The organism is Fischerella major NIES-592, from assembly GCF_001904645.1.
Lineage (GTDB): Bacteria > Cyanobacteriota > Cyanobacteriia > Cyanobacteriales > Nostocaceae > Fischerella > Fischerella thermalis.
In genome coordinates this window covers 63,965-80,461 of record NZ_MRCA01000009.1, presented here as the reverse complement: position 1 = coordinate 80,461, position 16,497 = coordinate 63,965, and the positions used below count along the sequence as shown (strand labels likewise).

Genomic DNA, 16,497 nt, shown 5'->3' with positions numbered 1-16,497 from the left:
TACATTTTTGTAGTTCGATGCCAAATCATTGACCAGACGTAGAGACGTGGCAATGCTACGTCTCTACTACGTCTGGTCATATCCGTGAATTGTAAATTCATATCTTGATTCAGCAACGCCAAATGGAAAGCACTTATAAAAATTCTTTTCCCCCTTCCTAATATAAGGTGGGATTAAAATCCTCATCTAAAGATTTTTTGGGCTCTTGACCATTGACTTTGTGTAGCTATTTAATACGTTTTACCTGTTGAAGATCATATCCTCAGTGTATTAGCGTATTAGCGATTTTCGGAATTCGAGTATATTCAAGGACAAAGTTATTCACCAATCCCTAATCCCCAATCCCCCCAATTTGTTGCAACTCTTAATGTTTTATCCCTCTCCTGTCACGCCATGCCTTGGTAGACTGATTTTTAATACACAAAATGCATTATTCTGTCTGTTGCACCGCCTGAAAGCAAAAACCTTGGCTTTCTAGGGCATTGAACAATAAAAAACACAAGAGTAATCACAACATGGTAGATTCCCTAAAAAAACCAGGTTTTGAAGAATTGCGTCCAGGAATTAAAGTCCCGGCAAAAGAAACCCTGTTAACACCACGGTTTTACACCACAGACTTTGATGCGATGGCGCAGATGGATATCTCCGTCAATGAAGATGAGTTAAGAGCCATCCTAGAAGAGTTCCGCGCTGACTACAACCGCCATCACTTTGTTCGGGATGAGGAGTTTGAACAATCCTGGGATCACATTGACGGGGATACTCGCCGCTTATTTGTTGAATTTTTAGAGCGTTCTTGTACAGCAGAATTTTCTGGCTTTTTGCTGTACAAAGAACTTAGCCGTCGCCTCAAGGACAAAAGCCCTGTCTTGGCAGAGTGTTTCGCCCTGATGTCGCGGGATGAAGCACGTCATGCTGGTTTTTTGAATAAAGCATTGGCAGATTTTAATCTGTCTCTGGATTTAGGATTTTTGACTAAGAGCAAAAATTACACCTACTTCCAGCCGAAATTTATCTTCTACGCGACTTATCTTTCTGAAAAGATTGGTTATTGGCGTTATATCACTATTTATCGTCATCTGGAAGCTCATCCAGAAGACCGAATTTATCCTATTTTCCGCTGGTTTGAAAATTGGTGTCAGGATGAAAACCGTCATGGGGATTTCTTTGATGCTGTGATGAGAGCGCAACCGCAAATATTAAATGACTGGAAGGCGCGGTTGTGGTGTCGGTTCTTCTTGTTGTCGGTGTTTGCGACGATGTATCTCAACGATATTCAGCGTAAAGACTTCTATGCTGCTATTGGGTTGGATGCGCGCGAGTATGACAAGTATGTGATTAAGAAGACCAACGAAACTGCTGGACGGGTATTCCCAGTAATGCTGGATGTTAATAATCCGGAGTTTTATGATCGCTTGGAAATTTGTGTTAAGAATAATGAGAAATTGACAGCGATCGCTAATTCTAATACTCCCAAGTTTTTACAGTTCTTCCAAAAGCTACCTTATTACATTTCCAATGGTTGGCAAACTCTGCGCTTGTATTTAATGAAGCCCATTGACGCAACTGTTGCAGAGGGTACTGTGCGCTAAATTCTCTAGGTTTTGCTAAAAATTAAGTGGTTCTGCTGAAGACAGGACCACTTTTTTTATTAACCGCCATGACGCCTTAGACGCGTCAGCGGCTTCTGTAAAGTAGGACGCCAAGGAATGAGAGGTCAGTTGTCTATTTTTTGTATTGGACTGGGTATGAGTTTGCTTTTGGTAGCTAACCCTGGTTGGTGTGAAACTCCTAGTAATTATGCCCAAGATTTGGATTTGAGTCCAGAGGTGATTAAAAAGAGTCCTGTGTTGCAGCGCTGGCGACGAGAAGTACCGAATGTTTTGGAGAAAATTCAGAATGATCCCAGTTTTCGTACGAAGGTACGGCTAGGCTATTCTGGCGAACAAGGAGGGGGAATAATTTTTGGTGTAGAAGATGTATTTATCGGTCGGAGTGGTTTGACGGTGAGTGCTGAGTATGAGTCAGCATTCAATGGTAAGTATGAGTCTTATGGTGGTAATTTATATTATTATCTACGTCCTTTAGGTAGCTATGTTAACTTTGCACCGTTGCTAGGTTATCAAAATTTACGAACTAATGATTATTCTACAGATGGGGTAAATGTAGGTATCAAGTTGCTACTGGTATTATCTCGTGGTGGTGCGGCAGATATTTCTGTAACTCAAAGTTGGGTGTCTCCCGGTAGTGAAGAAGAAGTGGGTTTAACAGCGGCTGCAATTGGTTATGCGATAACTCGCAATCTACGCCTATCTACTGGTTTTAAGCAACAAACTTCACGGCAATATCAAGATAGTGGTGTAGGAGTGGTTTTAGAGTGGATGCCATAATGTCAAGGGTCAAAGGTTAGTTGTTAGTGGTTAGTGGTTAGTGGTTAGTGGTTAGCGGTTAGCGGTTAGTTGTTGGTTGTTCACTACTCCTCACACTCCCCACACCCCACCCTTACGGGAAGCCGCTACGCGTCTACACACCCCTCACACCCCATCTCCCCACCTCCCCATCTCCCCACCTCCCCACCTCATACTATTTGCCGTAACTTTCTAAATCTTTAACTGGTGGTCCGTGCAAAACTTTGCCATCACAGTCAAAACGTCCACCGTGACAGGGACAGTCCCAACTCTTTTCGGCGCTGTTCCAATTGACAATACAACCGAGATGGGTGCATGTGGCCGAAATGGTGTGAAGTTGTCCCTGTGGATCGCGGTAGGCGGCTATCTTTTTACCATCAATTGTAAGTAGCTTGGCTTCATCTGTTGCTACTGCTGTCAAAGAAGAATTATCAAGTCCCTTGAGGCGATCGCCTACCCAATGAAATCCTACCTCTAGGTTATTCTTGAGTGATTCGGTAGTTAAAAATGGAGTTGTACGCGTAGAATCGTAGAGTTTTAACCAATGATTTTCTATTCCTAAAATTAAATCTGAAAGCAACATTCCTGCTAGTGTACCTTTGCTCATACCCCAGAGGCTAAATCCTGTTGCTACGTAGACATTCTTACTAAAGGGGGTAAGCTTACCAATATAAGGTAGCTGATCAAAAGACACCATATCCTGTGTAGACCAGCGATACTCAAATTGCTCTACTCTAAAACGGGAACGAGCGTAAGCTTCTAGTTTTTGGTAACGTTCTTCGGTTTCGGTAACAGTACCAACTTTATGTCCACCCCCACCGACTAATAACAGCAATCCACCATCACCAGCAGGAGTTGTCCGAATTGAATGATAGTCGCTGCCAGTACCAATATACATTCCTTCTGGCGCTCTTGCTGGGTCTATGCGAGCAGCAATAATATAGGAACGCTTGGGATAAGTCTTAGCAAAAAATAGTCCTTGATTCAGAATAGGTAAATTAGTAGAAACAATTACATTTTGTGCTTTGACAGTTCCTGTCGCTGTTACTATCTGACAGGGAGTACCTTCTTCGACGTTCTCGACACGGGTGTTTTCAAATACATAACTGCCATTACCATCAATTAATTTCGCAAGATGCAGCAAATATTTACGAGCATGAAATTGAGCTTGATTATCAAGCTTAATAGCTCCAGCAATAGAAAATGGTAAAGAAGTTTCTGTCACAAAGGAAGCTGGCAATCCTAAATTAACTGCTGCTTCTACTTCTTTTTTAATGTCATCTAAATTCTCTGTTGTTTCTGCAAAGGTATAAGCACTTCTACGACTAAAATCACAATTGATATTTTCTTCTTCTACAAATCTTGCTACTCTTTCAATAGCAGCTTGATTAGAATCTGCATAAATTTGCGTTTTTTTCTCACCAATTTCCTGAATCAATTGAGCGTAAATTAATTGGTGCAGTGAAGTGATTTTTGCTGTTGTATGTCCACTAACACCTGTTGCAATCTGTTGTGAATCAAGGATTGCCACAGTTTTTCCAGCACGCTTGAGGAGCATACCAGCTGTGATTCCAACAATACCTCCTCCCACAATTGCCACATCAACCGATATGTCATGGGTTAGAGATGGGAAATTAGAAATAGAAAGAGTTGAAGCAATCCAATATGAAATTGCTTTTCCAGGTAGTTGAGACATGATTATTTCAAGATAAATGTGTAAATTATTTATATATTTCTAAATATATAAATAATTTATGAAAACTTTCATCTCTCAAGAGGTAAACAGCTTAGTCAGAAAATTATCTATCAGAAGGAAGAAGTAATATCATGTCCGCTTGAACACTTATATTATCTGTTGGGGTTGGTAATAGGTAAATGGTAATAGGTAATTGGTAATTGTTTTTTTTACTAATTATCGACATTCGCAAATATGATATCAAGTTCGGCTAATTACTTATAATTTCTGCGTTACCTCACCCACCTTCGGCACCCTCTCCGAACTGGCGGAGAGGTTTGGGGTGAGGTTATTCGTTTTTTTACAAGTGTTCATCCGGACATGATATGATCAATTCTTAAATGGGCATGATATGTAAAAATGGTCAAATAGAAAAATGATTTTCTACTTGACCATCAACACTCAACTAACAAGGAATGATTTAGCAAATATTATTTTTTACTTGACGTAGCTATTAACTGCTTTAGGTTTGTGGTTTGGCAACTGTAGCTTTAACATTCACAGCTGTTACACCTTTGATTTCCTTAGCTAAACGTTCAATTTTAGCTAGCTCTTGTTGATTAGTCACTGTTCCTGAAACGGTCACAACACCACCCTCATCAGCTTCAACTGTTAAACTACCTCTGGGAATATTTGCCTCTAACTTAGAGCGAACTTCACTAGCAATGTTGTCTGGATTTCTGTTTTGAGCGCTACCTTCATTAAAGATATGGTTTCGCTGTTCACGAGCGCGAATATCCTGATTTAGTTGTCTTCTGCGAAGTTCACTTTGAGCATCTTCTTGAGCTTCTTGAGTTTCTTCGGGTTCTGGTGTTTGTGTTTGTACTACTTCAGTATTCACAGGTGCAGTCTGGCTTGTTCTAGCACCATTATTACAAGCAGCAGTAAATATTAAAAGACCACTGATTAAGAAGAAAGTTAGCTTGTTCATTTGTTTAATTTTTAATAGTAATACAAGACATGAAAAACAAAATATTTAAGTGCAAAGAGTAAATTTCAAAAGTAGGAAATAGAAAATAACAGAAAAAACTTCATTCTCGATTCTTAATTACTAATTGTTCTGCCCAATTTCCTATTTCCTTAGTTCCTTTTACTTAAATGTTTCGTCCCGACGGTCAACAATAATGACCTTAGGTTCCTCCACTCTTAATTCTGGTGAGTAACTAGTCTGACTAGTATCGGTAACTGGTGCTGCGTGATGCATACGGTCTATATCAGTAGCATCAAAGATGTCAAAGTCTGCAATTCCTCGACGCTTCAAAATTGCTTCTGCACGATGGATTTGCTCATCAGTGCCATCTATCATTACCAAATAGTCACCTCTGTTGAAGCGATCGCTATACAATCGCGCCCGGTTTTCAGGTATTCCTAAGCCAATTAGTCCACCTGTTAAACCCCCAGCCGCAGCGCCAATCGCGCCACCTGCAACAGTTGTAGCCAAAGCTGTTGCTAAAGCACCACCTGCAATTACGGGGCCTACTCCCGGAATGGCTAAGGCTCCTAGACCAACTAGTAAACCTCCGAGACCACCTAACACTCCGCCTGTGGCTGCTCCAGCTTTTGCACCTTCATCAGCCTTTGTTTTTGCAGCTACATTTGTGGTTGCACCTGTGTTGACGCCAGGAAGGCGATCGCCGCTATCCTTTGCGATCACAGATACTTGGTTCATGGGGAATCCAGAGTCTCTCAGTTCCATGAGGGCTGCTTCTGCATCTCGGCGATGAGCAAATACGCCAATCGCTCTTCTATTTCTGTGCAAAGGTGTTGCACCGTAACCAGAAACTGGCGTAGAAACTACCTCTCGTCTAGGAGTCGCAACATAATCTGTTGCTGTAGGTTCAAAAATCTCCCACTGTTGAATTCCGTGACGATTGAGAATCGCAGCAGCATGTTGGATATCTGCGTCAGTACCACTTACGACTACCACATAATCGCCGTTATGGAAACGTTCGTTGTAGAAACGAGCGCGATGATCTGGAAGTCTCAATTTCAGGTTGTGAATGGCATCGTCAAAGCGATCGCGTAAAGTTACACCAGCAAAGCGATCGCGTCGTGACCAATCTCTGTGAATCAAAGAAATTTGACTCAAGGGGAAACCCGCAGCCCGCAAATCGTTAATTGCTGCTTCTGCATCTTCCAGACGTGAGAAATAACCAATGGCCTGTTTGTGAGTTACACCTAAATCCCGACTAGGGGTAGCAGTATAATTTGCTGTGCCAACAGGTATGTCATAGACCTCAAACTCTTCAATCCCCCGACGCCGGAGAATTGCTTCTGCTCTAGCAATTTCGTCATCAGTGCCATCTATAATGACTAAGTAATGTCCTCGCCCTACTCGTTCATTATAAACTCTGGCTCGTTCTTCGGGAATTCCCAAACCAATCAAAGCCCCAAGCAAACCACCTGCGACTGCACCAATCCCAGCCCCAGCTAGAGTTGTAGCTAAGGTAGTTGCAGCTGCTCCAGCCAGCATAATTGGACCAATTCCTGGAATTGCCAAAGTACCAAGCCCAACTAATAAACCAGTCAGTCCACCTAAAACACCACCAGAAACAGCTCCAGCGGTTGCTCCTTCATCAGCTTTATTACCAACCTTCTCTGTTACTTCAGCACCGGCAATCTGATCGTTGCGATCAGCATCACGCACTACGACAGATACTCTGTCCATCGCAAAGCCAGCATCTCTCAATTCATGCAAGGCTGCTTCTGCATCACGACGGTGAGAAAACACCCCTACAGCACGTCTATGTATACCTACAACCATATTTAGTTACCACCAAAAAAATTATTTATTTTTAAATGTGAATTAGGGCTTGTAACTTTATTAAGCTTTTTATTGTTTAATAATTCATCAATCACTTGGAATAATTTGACATATATACTTTGGAATAAGTCACATCTACATCCAAAGAAATAGGTATATATTATTTGTATTTAAAATAGTACTAATAAACTTTTTATGATATGAAACATCCTTATTTATAAATCCGTCTAGGAGTTGTAAATATTGAGAAAGCCAGATCCGCGACTTTTTTAAGAAGTCGGGGATCTTATTTTTCATGAATCATTTAGGAATACTACTATCAGTAGGTAATATCTAAAAATAGATTGTGATAGCAGCAATTTGAAAGCAAGTTTGAATATAAAAATTTTGGTGTAAATCGCCTAATTATTATATTAATTTCACTTGAATACAATATAATGATCTAACTGCCATTGTCGAGCGCACTCATCTACCAACTCAATGATGAAAATCTCTCGTACTACTCAACACAAAATAATTTATTGTAAAGTATGATTTCTCTAATTTACAACTCAATCATAAAACTATCTCGTAGGTGAAAATCAGCTTTTTTCCCCTGATGAATCAACGCCCAATAACTCACTTCACCATCTCTGTGTTTGATTACAGTGGTAATTGCAACTTCAAGGGCTGGTTCTTCTGAGACGATACCACTCAAATCCATATCTAAAGCAAGCACCAAAGTATCTGATTGATGCTGAACAATAAACGGTAGGCTTGTAAAAGCTGTTTCCTCTTGCATACCTTGACGATACCCATCAAAACGATAAATATTCCAGTGTCCAGCCGGGGAAAGGTTGAATTCCCAATATCGATCTGAATCTTTGATGCCTAAGAAGAACTCAAAGCAGGTGTCTTCCCAAAGTTCATGCTTGCGTTGAGGTGTATATGATAGTGGGGCGATCGCAATTTCTTCTAAATCACCAGAAAGTGTGTAGCAGAGATTGAGTTGATTACCAGATCGCGCAATATTACCTGTAATTTTTAAATTAGGCAGTGATTTGTCAGTAGGGAAAGGTTGCAGGGAAAATTTTTGCTGATTCATTTCACGTCTCGAATAATTTTGCGAATATTTGCTTCCTGAGATTCAATACTCTCGGTTAACTTAAACTGGACAAGCGCCCTCACCAAGTTGTGTTCTGGGTACTTGACTTTGAAATAGACATTTCCAGCTAGATAATCAGCAAAGAATCGCAGCCCTAATTCAAAGGCAATCAGACGGATGGCGTCGTACATATATATATAGTCATTTTCGGTTAGAAATGCTTGGGCAACAGAAAGATAACCCTGTAAAATTGTCTGGCATATATCAGTATCAAAATAAACGCTCTCCCATTCTTCTGTCTCTTCTCCAGCAGGATTACACCCAGATCGCAAACAATCGCCAATGTCGTAATGTACCAAACCAGGCTTAACAGTATCGAGGTCTATGACACTCACAGCTTGGTTAGTAATAGTATCAAACATGACGTTATTAATTTTGGGATCGCCGTGCATTAAACGCAAAGGTAGTTTGCCTGTAGCTTTGGCATTTTCCAGAATATGGGCAAAATTTTGGCGATCGCTCACAAACTGCAAGCAATAATTGACCTCTGGGGATTGACAGGGGCTAGTTTTTGCTAAAACTTCGTTGTATTGCTGAAGATAAAGTGGCGTAATATGAAAGCCTTCGAGGGTGTCGGCAAGTCTTTCTGGGGGCAAGTCGCTGATCAGATTGTGGAACATCCCCAAGGCATAGCCAATTTCTTTGGCTTGTTGCATGTTTTGCATCGTGTCAAAAGATTCCGAGTCTGCAATAAAACTAATTGCCCGCCAGAACGAACCTTCAGTATCTCTGCAATAGTCTTGACCATCCTTAGTCAACAGTACACGCGGCACTTCCCAGCGACGGTTTAAGGGGCTATGCTGTAACCTCATGCAAACATGTTCAGTGAAAGTACACATGTTCTGCATAATCAACTGTGGCTGACGAAATACCTGTGTATTAATGCGTTGCAGGACAAAATGCTTTTCCTCTGGAGAATCTAGTGTAACCAGAAAAGTGTCATTTATATTACCACTTCCAAATGACTGAACAGTTGTAACCTTTCCCTGAAGAGTGAATTGATCAGCGATATTAACAAGATTGTCTGTGTTCTGTGTTTTGAGATACTCGGTCATATTCTTGCACAACTCCCCACATAATTGCACAAAGGCAATAGGGGATATATTAGCGCAAGTGTCACACCAGGTTTGATAAATAAAGCGTTAATATCCTTAAGAATAGTCAAGGACTTCTTACGATATGCTACTGATTTAAAATCAGGTTATAAGTGTGTGAGGAGAAATGTCAGCCAAATACCGATTTCATGAAGCAGTCAAAATCAGAAACAGCAATGTCTAAATAGTTACTCAACAACATCACCCATTGGAAAAATCCGACTCAAATCCAATAACACATCTTCAAACCCAGGAATAGGCACAGACTCATTCGCCAGAGAAATTTGCTTGCTGAGATAATTAAACTGACCTTGAATATTTTGATAAGGCTCTTTGTAACGCTCTAATTGACGAGTATTTAAATCCACAATCCAATAATTAGAAATTCCGGCTTCTGCGTATAGTTCTAACTTCTTTGTTTGGTCATATATCAGTGTAGAATCTGAAATTTCGACAACCAAAAAAATATCTTTGGGGTAAGGATGATGAGCCAGATAATCCTCATCTTTTCCGCGTGCAATCACGACATCTGGTTCTGGTTCACTTTGATTTGGTAGTGTAATTGGATCTTGTCCACGAATGACAGCGCGATCGCCTAAAATTCGATCTAGTTGACGGCACAAAATAGAATTACAAACTGTGTGTAGTCTTCCCTTTGCAGTCATTTGGATCAATTCTCCTCGAATTAACTCAATGCGATCCTCCTCCCTCAGAAATCCAAGTTCAATCAACCGATGATATTCGTCAATTGTGAATCGCTTCGGTGTAACAACATTCATAAGGATACCCATCGGATAAATCTGTTTTTACTATAGCTTCTCAACACAGGCAAAACGGGAACATCCCAATTATTTGAAAACACAAAACCAAGTAACTCTGATTAACACTCTGCGCCCCTTTGCGTAAACCTCTGCTACCTGGTGCGTTTAAAGAATACTCCTCGCTAAACTGACTGCGAACTCAACGCCTCAAACTGCTGCCAACAAAGATACATAGCACGTGGCACATGAAAACATCCCTTCCACTTGCCACCTTTAAGGTTCAATAGCACTTCCCCACGACGATTGAGATAACCAAACCACTCACCGAATTCAGGATCGGCAAAGTGCGACCAAGCGTAATCATGTACTTTTTGATACCATTGCCAACATGCTTTCCGCCCCGTCAAACGATAACCCATTACCAACGCAACCAATGATTCTAAATGCACCCACCACAGCTTTTGATCCCATTCCAGTTGTTGTGGAGGATGACCGTCTGCATCCATAAAATAATACAAACCACCATATTCATCGTCCCAAGCAAAATTGAGAATATTTAACACCACATCAACAGCTTGATTAATAGTTTTAGTATCATTTTGGCGACGGGCAATGTCCATAATAAACCACATCGCTTCAATACCATGACCGGGATTAATTAACCGTCCCTCAAAACAATCAATATGTGATCCATCGGGAGCAACACTTTCGTACATTAGTCCCTTTTCTTGATCTAAAAAATCAGTCATCACTTCCTGAACAGTTGCAGCTAAAACATTTTCCAGAATTTCACTAGATAGCAACCATTCCATTTCTAAAGTTAGGTTAGCTAAAATCATTGGCACAGCTAAAGATTTCATCGGGCGTGTGCCGGGATAGGTTTTGGTATATTTACCTTTGGGATGATCTTTCCGCCGCAAAACGTTATTGTAAGCTTGGATTGCCACATCTTTTGCCCAATCTTCACCGCTAGCGAGGGCATATTGACTAAATGCCATTGCCGCAAAGCAATCAGAAAAGATATTATAGGGCTGCACTAGTGGTTCACCTGCCCGAGTAAGTGCAAAGTACCAGTTACCACTGGCATCTCTACCATGTTGGGCGAGAAAATTAGCACCGTTGCGAGCAATATTTAACCAATTTTCGCGTTTTTCTAGCTGATTACAAAGCATCGAAAAAGTCCATACTTGGCGGTTTTGCAACCAGATAAATTTGTCTGGATCGTAAACTTTGCCCTCACGATCCAGACAGGTAAAATAACCGCCGTACTCCCAGTCCAAAGAATGTTTTTCCCAAAAAGGAAGTACATCGCCAAGGAGAGTGTTTTTGTAAAGTTCTGCTAGCGCGTTCAAGTTGTACCCCATAGTATTTCTTCCCCTTGTGTGCCAAAACCAACAGTGACAATTATCGCCTTCCTATGGATGGGCTACAAGTTAACGATGAAGAGAATTTGCGAAATCACGTACAACGACTGTGAAGTGTTAAATAACCAACAATCGCTAACCACCCACTAATTGCTACATTGATAAATACTTGGGATAATTTCTCATTCCCTGTTTGCACCATCTACCACATTTGGGCGATCGCCACCAAGCCGTGATTACATTATTTAGGAAACTCCGCACCGCTTTTGCGACAAAAGATAGACTCCCTCAGGACAATAGCAGCCGCAGCTGGCTGCAAACTGTTTTGATCACCAGTGTAGGAGTTACTATTTTAGTGCTAGGAGTTCGGCATCTGAAATGGTTGCAAACTTGGGAATTAGCCGCTTACGACCAAATGATCAGGCTACGTCCTGCTGAACCACCAGATCCTCATCTGTTATTAGTTACTATCACTGAAGAGGATTTGGGGTCACAAGATTTTTCCCTACCAGATGAGATCATCAATCGGCTATTAATCAAAATCCAGTCTTATCAACCACGGGTTATTGGTTTAAGTATTGATCGTTCCAAACAAAAAAATTTAGGGGCTGGTCTGCAAAATCTAGATAATGTGATCACTTACTGCACCTTTAGCAGTATGGGCAGCCCAGAAATTCCCCCACCACCAAATTTCCCCATTGACCAAGTCGGCTTTAGTGATGTAATTTCTGACGATGAAGATGTGATTGTCCGTCGCAGTTTGTTATTTGCTGCTTCCAATGACAAAAAATGTCAAACAAAATTTTCCTTCGCTGCTTTATTAGCAATTCATTACCTAGAAAGACAAGGCATTAAATCTCATTTCACGGATCTAAACCATTTTTATATAGGTAAAAATCTATTTCCGCGTTTATCAGAAGATGCAGGTGGTTATGAAAATATAGATGCAGCAGGTTATCAAATTCTACTAAATTACCGTGATCCTTCTGGGTTTGCTAAACAAGTCACTCTCACAGAAGTTTTAGAGGGCAAAGTAGATGCCAATTGGATTAAAGACCGTCTCGTCATTATTGGTACTACTGCCCGTAGTGTTCATCCAGGCTTTTATACACCCTACAGTGGTTCATCTAAGTATCCGCAAAGGATAGCACCTGTTTATATTCATGCACAGGTGGCGAGTCAGATTATCAGTACAGTATTGAGCGATCGCCATCTAATTTGGTACTTACCAAACTGGGCTGAAGCTGTTTGGGTATGGGGATGGTCGATAGTGGGAGGTGTTTTAGCATGGCAGTTGCGATATCCCCTACGTCTAGGTTTGGCTGGTAGTGTGTCCTTGGGTAGCTTGGTGGGTGTTTGCTATTTACTATTTTTACAGGGAGCGTGGTTGCCAGTTATACCTCCTGCTGTGACTTTGGTGTTGAGTGGTGTTAGTGTTATGGCTTACAGTACTTACCAAACTCAACAACAAACAAAAATAATTGTTTTACAAGTTGAAAAACAAAAAGAAGCCATAGAACAATTAAATACACTCTTAAAAGAAACTACACGTATTTATGACAAACACGTTCATTATGGAGCAACAGTTGATAATACAGAAAAAGCCACTGGTGACTTTATTTTAGGTGGGCGTTATCAAATTAATAAAGTACTTGGTTCGGGTGGATTTGGTTGTACTTATTTAGCAAAAGATAACCAACGCCCTGGTAATCCTATTTGTGTTGTCAAACAACTAATGCCAGCCCGACGAGATACAAGATTTATGCAAGTTGCCAGAAGATTATTTGATGCAGAAGCAGAAATTTTAGAAGTTTTAGGTAAGCATAATCAAGTTCCAGAATTGTTAGCATATTTTGAAGAGAGCAACGAATTCTATTTAGTACAAGAATATATTTCGGGACATGCACTTAGTGAGGAATTACCACCACATCACAATATCAAAACTGAATCTGAAGTCATCGAAATGCTCAAAGGGATATTAGAAGTATTAGCATTTGTTCATGAACATCGTGTAATTCATCGCGATATCAAACCAAGTAATATTATTAGATGCGATACAGATAATCGCTTGGTGCTAATTGATTTTGGTGCAGTGAAGATGATGCAACCACAATCTAGCGAACAAACGGAATTAGCCACAGTAGCCATTGGCACACGTGGTTACGCACCACCAGAACAATTTGCTGGTCATCCTCGGTTATCCAGTGATATTTATGCTTTGGGAATGATTGCCATTCAAGCAATTACCGGGATACCACCGCACGAACTTCATCCTCATCCAGAAACTGGTACTGTCGAATGGCGTTATGGAGTAAAAATTAGTAATAAATTAGCAGAAATTTTGGATAAAATGGTGCGTTATCACTTTAGCGATCGCTATCAATCTGCTGCTGAAGTGCTACAAGATTTGCAAAAAATTGAATAAGTTGGTTGGTGGTTATTAGTGGTTGATTGTTAGTTATCTCCAATACCCAATTCCCCATGCCCAATCCCCACTCCCCACACTCCCCACACTCCTCACACTCCTCACACTCCTCATCTCCCCCTCTCCACCATCCCCCACGCTAACCTCGCTGCACCCAGCATTCCCGCAGAGTTTCCTAATGCGGCTGGCAAGATTTGTAAATCCACGCGAGATGTGGGTAAGACTCGTTTTTCAATTTCTGCTTTGGCAGCTGGTAAAAAAAACTCAGCGCTAGCACTAACACCCCCACCAATAATAATCGCTTGTGGTGTCAGTACGTAAATTAAACTTGTTAAACCAATACCTAAGTCTCTACCGTATTCTTGCCAAAATTTTAAGGCGGCGGCGTCTCCAGATTGTGCCAACACGCTTAATTCTGATGGTTCTTTTCCAGTGCGGCGACGAATTGCTGTAATTGAAACATGCTGTTCTAACGAACCCTTATTACCACTGTTACACATGGGCCCATCTGGGTTAAATGTGATTAAACCCAACTCCCCAGCAGCGCCGTAATGTCCAACAAATAATTTATTATTAATAAAAATTGCCCCACCAACGCCAGTCCCCAAAGTTAATAAAATGAAATTTTGAAACTGGCGACCTGTTCCTAACCAAGCTTCTCCTAAACCTGCACAATTGGCATCATTATCGAGAATCGTTGGTTTGCCAACTTTCGCTTCTAAAGCGTCCGCAAGGGGGACATTAACCCATCCTGGCAGGTTAATAGCGAATTTGGCAATGCGCCTAGTTGCATCCGCAGGACCAGGAGTACCAACACCAATCGCAACAGCCTCGCTCAGTGGATCTAATTGGGCGATCGCATCTACCATTGTTGCTATAACTGCTTCTGGGGTTGCTGGTTGGGGAGTTGCTACAGTTAAGGATTTTAGGCAAGTGCCATCAGATCTAAACCGTCCCAGCTTAATTGCCGTTCCCCCCAAGTCAATACCAATTACTTCTGGTGTCACTACACTTTTTTGGTTAGTGGTTAGTAGTTAGTGGTTAGTGGTTAATGGTTAGTTGTCCAAACAACAATCAACGAACAACAACCAACGGCTATCTGTGCTTCTAAGTAAGTCGACGGGGATAAATATAACACGAGTTACAAAAAGTAAACATGCCTAAAACTACCAATGACAGAGGACAAATGACGACCCCAACTAGTTAGCTTTATTTGTGCCGACTTATTTATGTTTTTGAATTATTTCACTTGCATATGGTGTAGTTCGAGTTACATACATCACTGGAGTTGAACCCACATTTGCTTGCACCTGCCAAGATGTAACTGGCGCGCCTCGTAAAATACCAGCTAAAGCAACCGAAAGCATAAAACCGCCAGCTGTGGCAGCAACTAAAGAAAGTTTATCGTTCACACAAATCTCTCCCTAAAAACTACAACAAATATCCAGAATAGCAAATCAAATATAGTGTTCTTGGTTGATAGTTGCTTGTTGGTTGGAACAAACAACAAACAACAAACAACAAACAACAAACAACCAATTACTATTTCCGGATTCCATTGTCTTTCCGTAAACGCGGATTGACAAATTCGTTTAACCCTTCACCCACTAGTGATAACCCTACAACCATCAATGTTAAACTTAAGCCAGGGAAGAGGGTGGTCCACCAAATGCCTGTGGGTAGGGCTTCCAAAGCTTGCTTTAAGTCGCGTCCCCATTCTGGTACTTCTTCGGGTAATCCTAAACCTAAAAATCCCAAACCACCTAACACCAAAATTGCATCGGCGGCGTTGAGGGTAAATAGGACGGGTACACTTTGAATGACGTTAAAAAAGAGATAGCGAGAAAGAACTTGCCAGGTATTAGCACCGATCGCTTGGGCTGCTTCAATATATACTTCTGTTTTCACACTTACCGTATGATTACGGACAACACGGTAATATTGAGGAATGTAGGCAATACTAATGGCGATCGCAGCATTCAATATTCCCCGTCCCACTACAAACGCCAGTGTTACCGAAAGCAATAAACCTGGTAAGGTGTAGATACTATCCATCAAAAACAGCAAAGTTTTATCTAATTTACCGCCAACATAGCCACTCACCATTCCCAAAGGTACACCCACAATCATACTGAGGGCTGTTGCTAGCAGAACTACTTGCAACGCTGCTTGGATGCCAAATATTGTCCGCGAGAAGACATCATAGCCAAGACGACTAGTACCAAACCAATGCTTGGCTGACGGTGGGCTATGAATGGGGTTACTCAAAAAATCTGTGGGGTCTTGTAGCCATCCCCAAGCCTGAAATACAGGAGCAAATAACGCTAAAAATATGAATAAGATAGTAATCACTAAACCCACAACCATTAATTTTTGGGAGAGGTTAGGACTTTTAGCAAAATTTAAAAATCTTGGCAGTTGAGTTTTTACAACAGTCATAGGTTTGGGAAAGACGCACTATGATGCGTCTATATAATTCAGATTTTGAGTTATGAGTGTTGGGGTTTGAGTGTTGTTTTGTCAAGCATAAAGTGGGGTGCATTAATGAAGTGTAACGCACCTTCATTTATGTTTTATGTAATCGAACACAGATGCACACCGATGATTTATCTGTGTTTATCGGTGTTTATCGGTGTTCGTAATCATATTAATTTTTGTTGTGGCTAAGATTTTTAACCAGTAGTCCAGTAGTTTTGGGAAAGCGAACACAGATGCACACAGATGCACACCGATGATTTATCTGTGTTTATCGGTGTTTATCGGTGTTCGTAATCATATTAATTTTTGTTGTGGCTAAGATTT

Annotated in this window: 13 protein-coding genes; 3 read left to right on the top strand and 10 right to left on the bottom strand. The window is 41.0% G+C overall.

Annotated elements, in window-relative coordinates; genetic code table 11:
• Window positions 1–515 precede the first annotated feature (515 nt).
• Window positions 516–1,592, top strand: a complete 1,077-nt coding sequence (acsF, locus tag NIES592_RS16430) for a magnesium-protoporphyrin IX monomethyl ester (oxidative) cyclase (protein WP_062244989.1) — start codon at window positions 516–518, stop codon at window positions 1,590–1,592.
• 117 nt (window positions 1,593–1,709) lie between these two features.
• Window positions 1,710–2,390: a hypothetical protein gene (locus NIES592_RS16425; RefSeq protein ID WP_062244992.1), complete on the top strand. Its 681-nt coding sequence runs from the start codon at window positions 1,710–1,712 to the stop codon at window positions 2,388–2,390.
• Between the two features lie 193 nt (window positions 2,391–2,583).
• On the opposite strand, the gene NIES592_RS16420 is transcribed toward NIES592_RS16425, so the two are convergent.
• The 7 genes from NIES592_RS16420 to NIES592_RS16390 all read right to left on the bottom strand — a co-directional run bounded on the left by NIES592_RS16420 (window position 2,584) and on the right by NIES592_RS16390 (window position 11,270).
• Window positions 2,584–4,104 (bottom strand): FAD-dependent oxidoreductase, encoded by a 1,521-nt coding sequence (locus NIES592_RS16420; protein WP_073556315.1) that lies wholly within the window; start codon window positions 4,102–4,104, stop codon window positions 2,584–2,586.
• A 502-nt stretch (window positions 4,105–4,606) separates the two neighbouring features.
• Entirely contained in the window at window positions 4,607–5,074 is a 468-nt protein-coding gene (locus tag NIES592_RS16415; protein WP_073556314.1) for a BON domain-containing protein, read from the bottom strand.
• 159 nt (window positions 5,075–5,233) lie between these two features.
• Window positions 5,234–6,907, bottom strand: coding sequence for a general stress protein (locus NIES592_RS16410; protein WP_073556313.1), 1,674 nt, complete (start codon window positions 6,905–6,907; stop codon window positions 5,234–5,236).
• Window positions 6,908–7,451: 544 nt separating this feature from the next.
• A complete protein-coding gene (locus NIES592_RS16405; protein WP_073556312.1) occupies window positions 7,452–7,991 on the bottom strand; it encodes a DOMON-like domain-containing protein in 540 nt (179 codons plus the stop codon).
• Window positions 7,988–9,106, bottom strand: coding sequence for a phosphotransferase enzyme family protein (locus NIES592_RS16400; protein WP_073556311.1), 1,119 nt, complete (start codon window positions 9,104–9,106; stop codon window positions 7,988–7,990). The genes NIES592_RS16405 and NIES592_RS16400 overlap by 4 nt, the downstream gene beginning before the upstream one ends.
• 227 nt (window positions 9,107–9,333) lie before the next feature.
• A complete protein-coding gene (locus NIES592_RS16395) occupies window positions 9,334–9,924 on the bottom strand; it encodes a Uma2 family endonuclease (protein ID WP_062245010.1) in 591 nt (196 codons plus the stop codon).
• A gap of 164 nt (window positions 9,925–10,088) precedes the next feature.
• Window positions 10,089–11,270 carry an AGE family epimerase/isomerase gene (locus NIES592_RS16390; protein ID WP_073556310.1) on the bottom strand — a complete coding sequence of 394 codons (1,182 nt, stop codon included), beginning with the start codon at window positions 11,268–11,270 and terminating at the stop codon, window positions 10,089–10,091.
• Between the two features lie 232 nt (window positions 11,271–11,502).
• Here NIES592_RS16390 and NIES592_RS16385 point away from each other — a divergent pair, with 232 nt between their 5' ends.
• Complete coding sequence (locus NIES592_RS16385; protein WP_073556371.1) at window positions 11,503–13,695, top strand: CHASE2 domain-containing protein; 2,193 nt, start codon at window positions 11,503–11,505, stop codon at window positions 13,693–13,695.
• Window positions 13,696–13,805: 110 nt separating this feature from the next.
• On the opposite strand, the gene NIES592_RS16380 is transcribed toward NIES592_RS16385, so the two are convergent.
• From NIES592_RS16380 to NIES592_RS16370, 3 genes are all read right to left on the bottom strand, one after another.
• Entirely contained in the window at window positions 13,806–14,702 is an 897-nt protein-coding gene (locus tag NIES592_RS16380) for an ROK family protein (RefSeq protein WP_062245016.1), read from the bottom strand.
• Between the two features lie 216 nt (window positions 14,703–14,918).
• Window positions 14,919–15,107, bottom strand: coding sequence for a hypothetical protein (locus NIES592_RS16375; protein ID WP_062245019.1), 189 nt, complete (start codon window positions 15,105–15,107; stop codon window positions 14,919–14,921).
• 130 nt (window positions 15,108–15,237) lie between these two features.
• Window positions 15,238–16,134: an ABC transporter permease gene (locus NIES592_RS16370; protein ID WP_062245022.1), complete on the bottom strand. Its 897-nt coding sequence runs from the start codon at window positions 16,132–16,134 to the stop codon at window positions 15,238–15,240.
• Window positions 16,135–16,497: the final 363 nt, after the last annotated feature.